Genomic DNA, 8,226 nt, shown 5'->3' with positions numbered 1-8,226 from the left:
TTGTCCTCGTCGGCGAACTCGACCTCGTCGAGTTCCAGGCGCGGAGCGAGTCAGCGGCGCAGCGGATCCGCGGCGCGACGTGTGTCAGGCTGCCCGGCGTCGCTCACCTCCCGACCCTCGAGGGTGACCCGGGCTGCCTCGAGGCCATCGCACGGTTCGTCGGGTCGATCGCCGGGGCGCCTTAGGATTGCGGGGCCCCCCGAGGAGGAGATCCGTGAAGCTGGCTGTGCCCGATCGGCTGCGACCGTCGAAACAGCAGCTGCCCCCGGGGCGGTGGCGGTTCGTGGGCTTCGTCGCGGGCCTCGTCCTCGCGCTGACGTCATGGTTCTGTGCGGCGGTCCCGCGTGAGTTCCCGGGGGTCTGGCCGGGCCTGGTCCCGTGGCGGGCCGTCGGCGGCTCTCCCCTCGCGGCCTCCTTCGTCTTCATCGCGCTGGGCGCGATGATCTACGCCTGGTGGGCCCTGCGGGACCTCGACGTCACGGTCCGCTGGCTGGCCCATACGGCGCTGCTGTGGTTCGGGCCCCTCCTGCTCAGCGCGAGCCTCTTCAGCCGGGACATCTACTCGTATGCCGCGACGGGGCTGATGCTGGACGTCGGCCTCGACCCCTATACCCAGGGCGTCCAGGACCTCCAGTCGCCGTGGGCCCTCTCGGTCTCGCAGGTGTGGCTCGACACCCCGGCACCCTACGGGCCGGTCTTCATGCTGCTGGCGCGCGGCGCCGCGTCCGTCTCGGGGGGCCACCAGCTCGTGGCCCTGTTCCTCCTGCGCCTGCTCGCCGTCGCCGGCGTGGTCGTCATGGTGTGGGCGGTGCCGACCATCGCCCGCCGGCTCGGCGTCGACCCCGTGCGTGCAGCCTGGCTCGGCTTCCTCACGCCGATCGTCGGGGGCCACCTCGTCTCCGGGGCCCACAACGACGCGTTGATGGTCGCCGGCATGCTCGCCGGCCTGGCCCTCGCCCTCGGGCGGCACTACGTCTGGGCGCTCCTGGCGGTCGCGCTGGCCATGACCATCAAGGTCCCGGCTGTCGTCGTGGCGCCGTTCATCGCCATCCTCTGGGCCGTCGACCACGACGGCGCGAGGGCGATGACCTGGCTGCGGCTCATCGGTCGCAGTGCCCTCGCGGGCGCCGCGACCCTGGCGGCCTTCACCGGGCTGAGCCTCGCCACCGGGCTCGGCTTCTCCTGGCTGCCGGCCCTCGGGACGCCCGGCAAGAGCATCCAGTGGACCTCGGTCTCGACGTCGTTCGGGATGGCCGTGGGGGCGATCGGCCACCTCTTCGGCGCCGACGTCACGGACGGCGCCATCGAGGGCTTCCGAGCCGTTGCCCTGCTCGCACTCGGGGGCCTTCTCGTGGTGATCTGGCTGCACGCCGTCAGGCACAGCCACGACCGGCGCCTCGTCTGCCAGTCGGCCGGGCTCGCCGTCCTGGCCGTCGTCGTCCTCGCGCCGGCCTTCCACGGGTGGTACCTCCTGTGGGCCCTGCCGATCCTCGCTGCGACGACCACCGACCGTCGGGGCCTCACCCTCCTCGCGGCGGTCGCGTCGCTCCTGGCCGTGGCCGTCCTGCCCGGCGGCTACGGACTCGCCCTGACGACGACCTGGGTGGGGGTGCCGCTGATGATCGCTGTGACGGTGGTGCTGGCCGTGCGGGCCGTCCACACCGTGCGGCGCTACCCCTGGCGCGATCTGTTCCGCCTCGTCGAGCCCGCGCCGCAGCGCTAGGCGAGCGTGGGAGGGTTGAGCCCATGCGCCGGATCGTCCAGAGCAAGAAGCTGCAGCACGTCCGCTACGACGTGCGCGGCCCCATCCTCCAGGAGGCCCAGCGGCTGGAGGCCGAGGGACACAAGATCCTCAAGCTCAACATCGGCAACACGGCGCCCTTCGGCTTCGAGGCGCCCGAGGCCATCCTCGCCGACATGATCCACAACCTGCCCGAGGCGCAGGGCTACAGCGACTCGCGCGGCATCTACTCGGCCCGGACGGCCGTGGCGCAGTACTACCAGTCCAAGGGCCTGACGGAGACCGTCGTCGAGGACGTGTTCATCGGCAACGGCGTGTCCGAGCTGATCTCGATGGTGCTGACGGCGTTCGTGGACGACGGCAACGAGGTCCTCGTGCCGGCGCCCGACTACCCGCTGTGGACCGGGGCCGTGACCCTGGCCGGCGGCACCCCGGTCCACTACCGCTGCGACGAGGCCGACGGCTGGAACCCCGATCTCGAGGACATCGAGTCGAAGATCACCGAGCGCACCCACGCCATCGTCGTCATCAACCCCAACAACCCGACCGGCGCGGTCTACAGCGCGGACGTCGTCAGGGGACTCATCGACATCGCCCGCCGGCACCAGCTCGTCGTCATGGCCGACGAGATCTACGAGAAGATCATCTTCGACGACCACGTCCACCACCACGCGGCGACGTATGCCGGCGACGACGTCCTCTGCCTGACCTTCAGCGGGCTGTCGAAGGCCTATCGGGTCTGCGGCTTCCGCGCGGGCTGGGTCATGGTCTCCGGCCCGAGGCACCTGGCCGAGGACTTCCTCGAGGGCATCACCCTCCTGGCCAACATGCGGATGTGCGCCAACGTCCCGGGGCAGCACGCGATCCAGACGGCGCTCGGTGGCTACCAGTCGATCACCGAGCTCATCGTGCCGGGCGGTCGCTTCCACGAGCAGAGCAAGCTCGCGTCCGAGCTGCTCAACGCCATCCCCGGCGTCTCGTGCGTCGAGCCGCAGGGCGCGCTCTACTGCTTCCCCCGGCTCGACCCCGCGGTCTACCCGATCGAGGACGACGAGCGGTTCGTCATCGACCTGCTGCGCGCCAAGAAGATCCTCGTCACGCACGGGACCGGCTTCAACTGGTTCGAGCCGGACCACTTCCGGCTGGTGACCCTCCCCGATGTCGACGTCCTCACGGAGGCCATCGGGCGGATCGCCGACTTCCTCGAGGGCTACAGCCAGTAGGTCAGGTCGTCAGGGGGTCCGGGTGCCCGCGACGACGAACACCACGAACGCCACGACGGCGAAGACGACCACGACGAGCATCACCGTCCCGATGATGCCGAGGACCATGCCGGCGACGGCGACCCCACGGTTGCTCCCCGCGGTCTCGTCGGCGGCATCTGCGGCCTGCACGGCCCGGCGCCCGAGGATCCAGGCCACCGGCCCGAAGAACGGCATACCGACGACCGACAGGATGCCCAGCACGAAGGCCACCGTCGCGCTGGTGCCCGCAGTCGCCGCCCCGACCCCGCCGTCCTCGCGGTCGTAGGCCGGCATCGGCGCGCCGGGGACCACGTCCTGCACGTCGTCCGGCTGGTCCCGCGGCGGTTGGCTCACATCGGCACGATACGTCAGCGGGTGGGCCCGCGGTTGGCGAGCATGAGGATCCTGTCATCGAGCACACCTCCGTCCCGTATGCCGTGCCTCGCCCTGGCGGGGACTCCCGCCAGGAGGTCGGCGCGCGAACCCCCTGGCCGTCAGGTCGCGGGCGGCGTCACCGTGCCGCTGCCGACCTCGTCGAGGGTTGGGGTGACGTCCTCTTGGCGTCTCGATGGTGCCCCACTACTGGCGGAGGGTCTCGTCCCACACGGGCGTGCGCATGTGCGTGAATGGTTTCGGATGGACCAACCGAGCACGTTCTGTCCACCCGGGGTCTCACGGGCTCCCCGAGGCCGTCGTGGCCGGCGTCACTCCGGGGTTGAGTTACTCGCCCCGTGCGCTCAGGTTGGCGGCGCGCGCCATCCGGTAGTCGCGCTCCGCGACGCTGGTGGTGCGCGCGGCTGCACGAAGGTAGAGCGTGATGGCCTTCGGGTGGTCGCCGGCCATCTCGAACAGGTGCGCCCGCACGGCATCGAGGCGGTGATGCCCGGACAGGCGTTCGTCAAGGTCGGTGAGAAGCTGCAGCCCGGCCGTCGGCCCGTCGACCATGGCAGTGGCGACCGCGCGGTTGAGCCGCACTATGGGGTTGCCGGTCATCTGTTCGAGCAGACCGTAGAGGGCAAGGATCTGTGGCCAGTCGGTGTCCTCGACCGAGGCCGACTCGTCGTGCACGGCCGCGATCGCGGCCTGCAGCTGGTACTCGCCGACCCTTCCCCGGGGCAGGGCGGCAGACACCATCGCAACCCCCTCGGCGATGAGGGCCCGGTCCCAGCGCGAGCGGTCCTGCTCTGCAAGGGAGACCAGCTCGCCATGCGGTCCGCTCCGAGCGGGTCGGCGGGCCTCGTCCAGAAGCATCAAGGCCAGCAGACCGGCCACTTCGGGATCGTCCGGCAGGGAGGCGTGCGCCATCCGGGTCAGGCGGATCGCCTCCACAGCCAGGTCGCTGCGGGCCACGAGGGTGCCGGTGCTCGCGGCATACCCCTCGGTGAAGAGCAGGTAGAGCACGTGCAGCACCGAGCTGATCCGGTCGTCCCAATCGTCACGACCCGGCGGCATGAAGGGCACACCCGATGCCCTGATCCGCTGCTTGGCGCGGCTGATCCGTTGCGCCATGGTGCTTTCCGGGACGAGGAAGGCGCGGGCGATCTCGGCGGTGGTCAGGCCACCGACGGCACGCAGAGTCAGGGGGATGGCCGAGGCAGGGGTCAGTGCCGGGTGGCAGCACAGGAAGAGCAACAGGAGCGAGTCGTCGCGATCGGGCACGGGCGGGTGTCCGGCCGTCGGCTCCTGCGCGACCACGAGGTCCTCGCGTCGCCTGCGCGCCTGCTCGCGTCGCACGCGGTCGATCATCCGACGGCCGCCGACCACGATCAGCCAGCCGGACGGATGGTCAGGGATTCCGTCGACCGGCCATTGCGTCGCCGCCGCCAGGAGCGCTTCCTGGACGGCGTCCTCAGCGTCGTCGAAGTCGCCAAAGCGTCGGGTGAGGGCCGCGAGCACGCCTGGCGCCAGGTGCCTCAGCAGGTCCTCGATCCCGGAAGCAGCTGTCACGGCTGCATGTCGGGTCGGACCATCACCGGCCGCACCTGGATCTCGCGGGCCGTGGGCGCTCCGCCGGGGCCTGGCGCCGCAGACGTCCTGGCGGCGATCTCGATCGCTCTCGCCTCGGATTCGACGTCGATGAGCCAGTAGCCGGCGAGGAACTCCTTCGACTCAGGGAACGGCCCGTCGGTGACGACTGGCGCACCAGCACCGTCGAACGTCACGATCTTGGCGGCGTCAGGCCCGGTCAGCCCCTCGGCCCCGACGAACTCCCCGCGTTCGGTGAGCTCCTGGTGGATGGCGCCCATGGCCTCGCCGCTTGCCTTGGCGTCCTCGGACGTCCACTCGGTTGCCGGCGCCGTGGCCGGGGTCTGGATGTGGTTCATCAGCAGCATGTACTTCATTGTGCGCTCCTTGGTCACGGCGACGCCCGAATGGCATCGTCATGAGTGTGTCGAAGCCGGCGCTGCCCGCTCGACAGCCCACCGTCCGAGCCGTGGTGACCTGGCCGGGCCGATACCTCACAGGGTGGCGAGGGCGGCAAGCAGCCGGTCGACGTCCTGGTCGTCGGTGTAGGGGGCGACCCCGATCCGCAGTGCACCGTCGTCGCCGAGACCGATCCGGCGGGAGGCCTCGAGGGCGTAGAACGACCCCGCCGGCGCGTTGATGTCGGCCTCGGCCAGGTGCTGTCGGACGGCCGCGGACTCGTGGCCCGCGATGGACGCCAGCAGGGTGGGGGTGCGTCGGGCTGCCCGTGAGTACACCGTCGCGCCGAGGTCCACGAGGCCCGCCTCGATCCGGTCGCGGAGCCGGTCCTCGTGCTCCTCGATCGAGGTCCAGGCCGCAGCCAGCGCTGCTCGCCGGCCCAGCCCGTCGTCCGCGCCGATCCCGGCGAGGAAGTCGACCGCAGCGGTGGCGCCGGCGAGGGCCTCGTAGGGCAGCGTCCCGAGCTCGAACCGTTCTGGCACCACGTCGCTCGACGGCAGGAGCTTGTCCGGGTGCAGCGACTCCAGGAGCTCGGGGTCGGCGGCGAGGACCCCGCAGTGGGGGCCGAGGAACTTGTAGGGCGAGCAGACGAAGACGTCGGCGCCGAGGGCGTTGCGGTCGACCAGCGCGTGGGCGGCGTAGTGGACGCCGTCGACGTAGCTCAGCGTGCCGGCACCACGAGCGAGGTCCGTCATGGCCCGCACGTCGGGCATCGTCCCGATGAGGTTCGACGCGGCCGTGACGGCGACGACCCGCGTCCGGTCGGTCAGGAGCGGTTCCAGCGAGTCCAGCTCTCCCGTCTCGGGATCGAAGTCGAGCCATCTCACCGTGGCGCCCACCGCCTCCGCTGCCTGGACCCACGGACGGATGTTCGCGTCGTGGTCGAGCCGGGTCACGACCACCTCGTCACCTGGCCGCCACGTCTTCGCCATGGCCCGCGACAGGTCGTAGGTCAGAGCGGTCATGCTCCGCCCGAGGACCACCCCCCGCGGGTCGGTCCCGATGAAGTCGCCGAACGCGGCCCGGGCCTCCCGGACGACGTCCTCCGCACGCTGCTCCGCCCGGGTCACCGTCCCCCGGTTGGAGATGCCCGACGTGAGCACGGCGGCCATCGCCGCGCCGACGGCCGACGGCACCTGCGAGCCGCCCGGTCCGTCGAAGTGGGCGGCGCCGTCAGCGAGGGCGGGGAACTGGGAGCGAATGGCGGTCACGTCGTAGGTCACGGGGCCGATCCTCGCACCCATCATCACCGCACGAGCGCGAAGAGCCGGGTATCCCGCCAAGATCCCCGACGGGCGCGAGTCCTAGGCTGGACAACATGTCGACCGAACAGGGGCGCCCGGCGGATCTGCCGCCGGAGAAGCCCTCCCACCGCAGCATCAGCCTCGGACGTCGCGACAAGGGGCACTACACGGTGACCAACCCCCGCGGCGGCACGATCCCCGTCTCGAGCGGCGCCAACGACGACTTCACGCCCGTCGAGCTGCTCCTGGCCGGGATCGCCGGGTGCACGTCTGTCGACGTCGACTTCCTCACGGCCCGGCGGGCCGAGCCGGAGTCCTTCGTCGTCGACGTCTCGGCGCAGAAGGTCGCGGACGAGCGGGGCAACCACCTCCAGGACATCGTCGTGACCTTTCGGATCGCCTACCCGGAAGGGGACGGCGGCGATGCGGCCCGGGCGATCCTGCCCGACATCGTCCAGAAGTCGCACGACCGGCTCTGCACGGTCAGCCGCACCGTCATGATCGGGACCGACATCTCCACGGTCATCGCCTAGGTGGCCACCGACCGGGACCGGCCCGTCCTCAACGTCCTCGACCTCGTCCCCGTCGTCGAGGGTGGCGATGCCGCCGACGCGGTCCGGGTCACCGTCGAGATGGCCCGCGCCGCAGAGGAGCTCGGCTACCGGCGGTACTGGATGGCCGAGCACCACAACATGACCGGCGTGGCCTCGTCGTCGACGGCCGTCCTGATCGCCCACGTCGCCGCGAGCACCTCGACGATCCGGGTCGGGGCCGGCGGGATCATGCTGCCCAACCACGCTCCCCTCGTCGTGGCCGAGCAGTTCGGCACCCTGGCGACGATCCACGGCGACCGGATCGACCTCGGCCTGGGGCGCGCTCCGGGCACCGACCAGCTGACCGCGCTCGCGTTGCGCCGCGACGACCGTGCGGCGATGGACTTCGCCAGCGAGGTCTCGCAGGTGCTGCGCTTCATCGGGCCCGCCGACGAGACCGCCCGAGTCCGGGCGGTCCCCGGCGAGGGGACCAACGTGCCGGTGTGGATCCTCGGGTCCAGTCACGGCGGGGCCCAGGTCGCCGCCGCCCTGGGGCTGCCCTACTCGTTCGCCTCCCACTTCGCGCCCCGGATGCTCCTGAGCGCGCTCGACGTCTACCGGCAGGGCTTCCACCGCTCCGACCGGAACGGCGCGATCGAGCGGCCACACACCATGGCGGCGGTCAACGTCATGGTCGCCGACACCGAGGCCGAGGCCCGTCACCTCTGGGGCTCGACACTCCAACGCTTCCACAGCATCGTCACCGGACGCCGGGGCGCCCTGCAGCCCCCCGCTCAGGGGGAGGTCACGACGGCCTGGTCGCCCGCCGAACGGGCGGCGGTGGAGCAGATGACGAGCTGTTCGTTCGTCGGGACCCCCACGCAGGTCCGCGAGGGCCTGCACGAGTTCGTGCGGCATACGGGTGTGGACGAGGTCATCGTCGCCAGCTCGGCGCACGCGACCGCGGCCCGACGGCGTTCCCTCGAGCTCCTCGCGCAGGCGTGGGCCGCCTGACCCGAGTGGCGCCACGGGATCGGGCC

Annotated in this window: 9 protein-coding genes; 5 read left to right on the top strand and 4 right to left on the bottom strand. The window is 71.4% G+C overall.

The window, feature by feature from the left end:
• The 3 genes from ACLL9L_RS11090 to ACLL9L_RS11080 all read left to right on the top strand — a co-directional run.
• On the top strand, window positions 1-185 hold a 185-nt coding region (locus ACLL9L_RS11090), incomplete at its 5' end, for a hypothetical protein (RefSeq protein WP_411284716.1).
• A gap of 29 nt (window positions 186-214) precedes the next feature.
• Window positions 215-1,723 carry a polyprenol phosphomannose-dependent alpha 1,6 mannosyltransferase MptB gene (mptB, locus tag ACLL9L_RS11085; RefSeq protein WP_411284715.1) on the top strand — a complete coding sequence of 503 codons (1,509 nt, stop codon included), beginning with the start codon at window positions 215-217 and terminating at the stop codon, window positions 1,721-1,723.
• Window positions 1,724-1,746: 23 nt separating this feature from the next.
• Window positions 1,747-2,964 carry a pyridoxal phosphate-dependent aminotransferase gene (locus tag ACLL9L_RS11080; protein ID WP_411284714.1) on the top strand — a complete coding sequence of 406 codons (1,218 nt, stop codon included), beginning with the start codon at window positions 1,747-1,749 and terminating at the stop codon, window positions 2,962-2,964.
• A gap of 9 nt (window positions 2,965-2,973) precedes the next feature.
• On the opposite strand, the gene ACLL9L_RS11075 is transcribed toward ACLL9L_RS11080, so the two are convergent.
• The 4 genes from ACLL9L_RS11075 to ACLL9L_RS11060 form a co-directional block, all read right to left on the bottom strand.
• A complete protein-coding gene (locus ACLL9L_RS11075) occupies window positions 2,974-3,339 on the bottom strand; it encodes a DUF4190 domain-containing protein (RefSeq protein ID WP_411284713.1) in 366 nt (121 codons plus the stop codon).
• A 366-nt stretch (window positions 3,340-3,705) separates the two neighbouring features.
• Window positions 3,706-4,932, bottom strand: a complete 1,227-nt coding sequence (locus ACLL9L_RS11070; protein WP_411284712.1) for an RNA polymerase sigma factor — start codon at window positions 4,930-4,932, stop codon at window positions 3,706-3,708.
• On the bottom strand, window positions 4,929-5,327 hold the full coding sequence (locus tag ACLL9L_RS11065) for a YciI family protein (RefSeq protein WP_411284711.1): 399 nt from the start codon (window positions 5,325-5,327) through the stop codon (window positions 4,929-4,931). Before ACLL9L_RS11065 ends, ACLL9L_RS11070 begins: the two co-directional genes overlap by 4 nt.
• Window positions 5,328-5,444: 117 nt before the next feature.
• Window positions 5,445-6,632, bottom strand: a complete 1,188-nt coding sequence (locus tag ACLL9L_RS11060; RefSeq protein WP_411284710.1) for a cysteine desulfurase-like protein — start codon at window positions 6,630-6,632, stop codon at window positions 5,445-5,447.
• A 95-nt stretch (window positions 6,633-6,727) separates the two neighbouring features.
• Between ACLL9L_RS11060 and ACLL9L_RS11055 the strand changes: the two genes are divergently transcribed.
• Entirely contained in the window at window positions 6,728-7,186 is a 459-nt protein-coding gene (locus tag ACLL9L_RS11055) for an OsmC family protein (protein WP_411284709.1), read from the top strand.
• Window positions 7,187-8,200, top strand: coding sequence for an LLM class flavin-dependent oxidoreductase (locus ACLL9L_RS11050; RefSeq protein ID WP_411284708.1), 1,014 nt, complete (start codon window positions 7,187-7,189; stop codon window positions 8,198-8,200).
• Window positions 8,201-8,226: the final 26 nt, after the last annotated feature.

The organism is Lapillicoccus sp., assembly GCF_046595215.1.
In the GTDB taxonomy this organism is placed as follows: domain Bacteria; phylum Actinomycetota; class Actinomycetes; order Actinomycetales; family Dermatophilaceae; genus Lapillicoccus.
The sequence above is the reverse complement of the archived record's forward strand: the minus strand, read 5'-3'. Positions and strand labels throughout refer to the sequence as shown.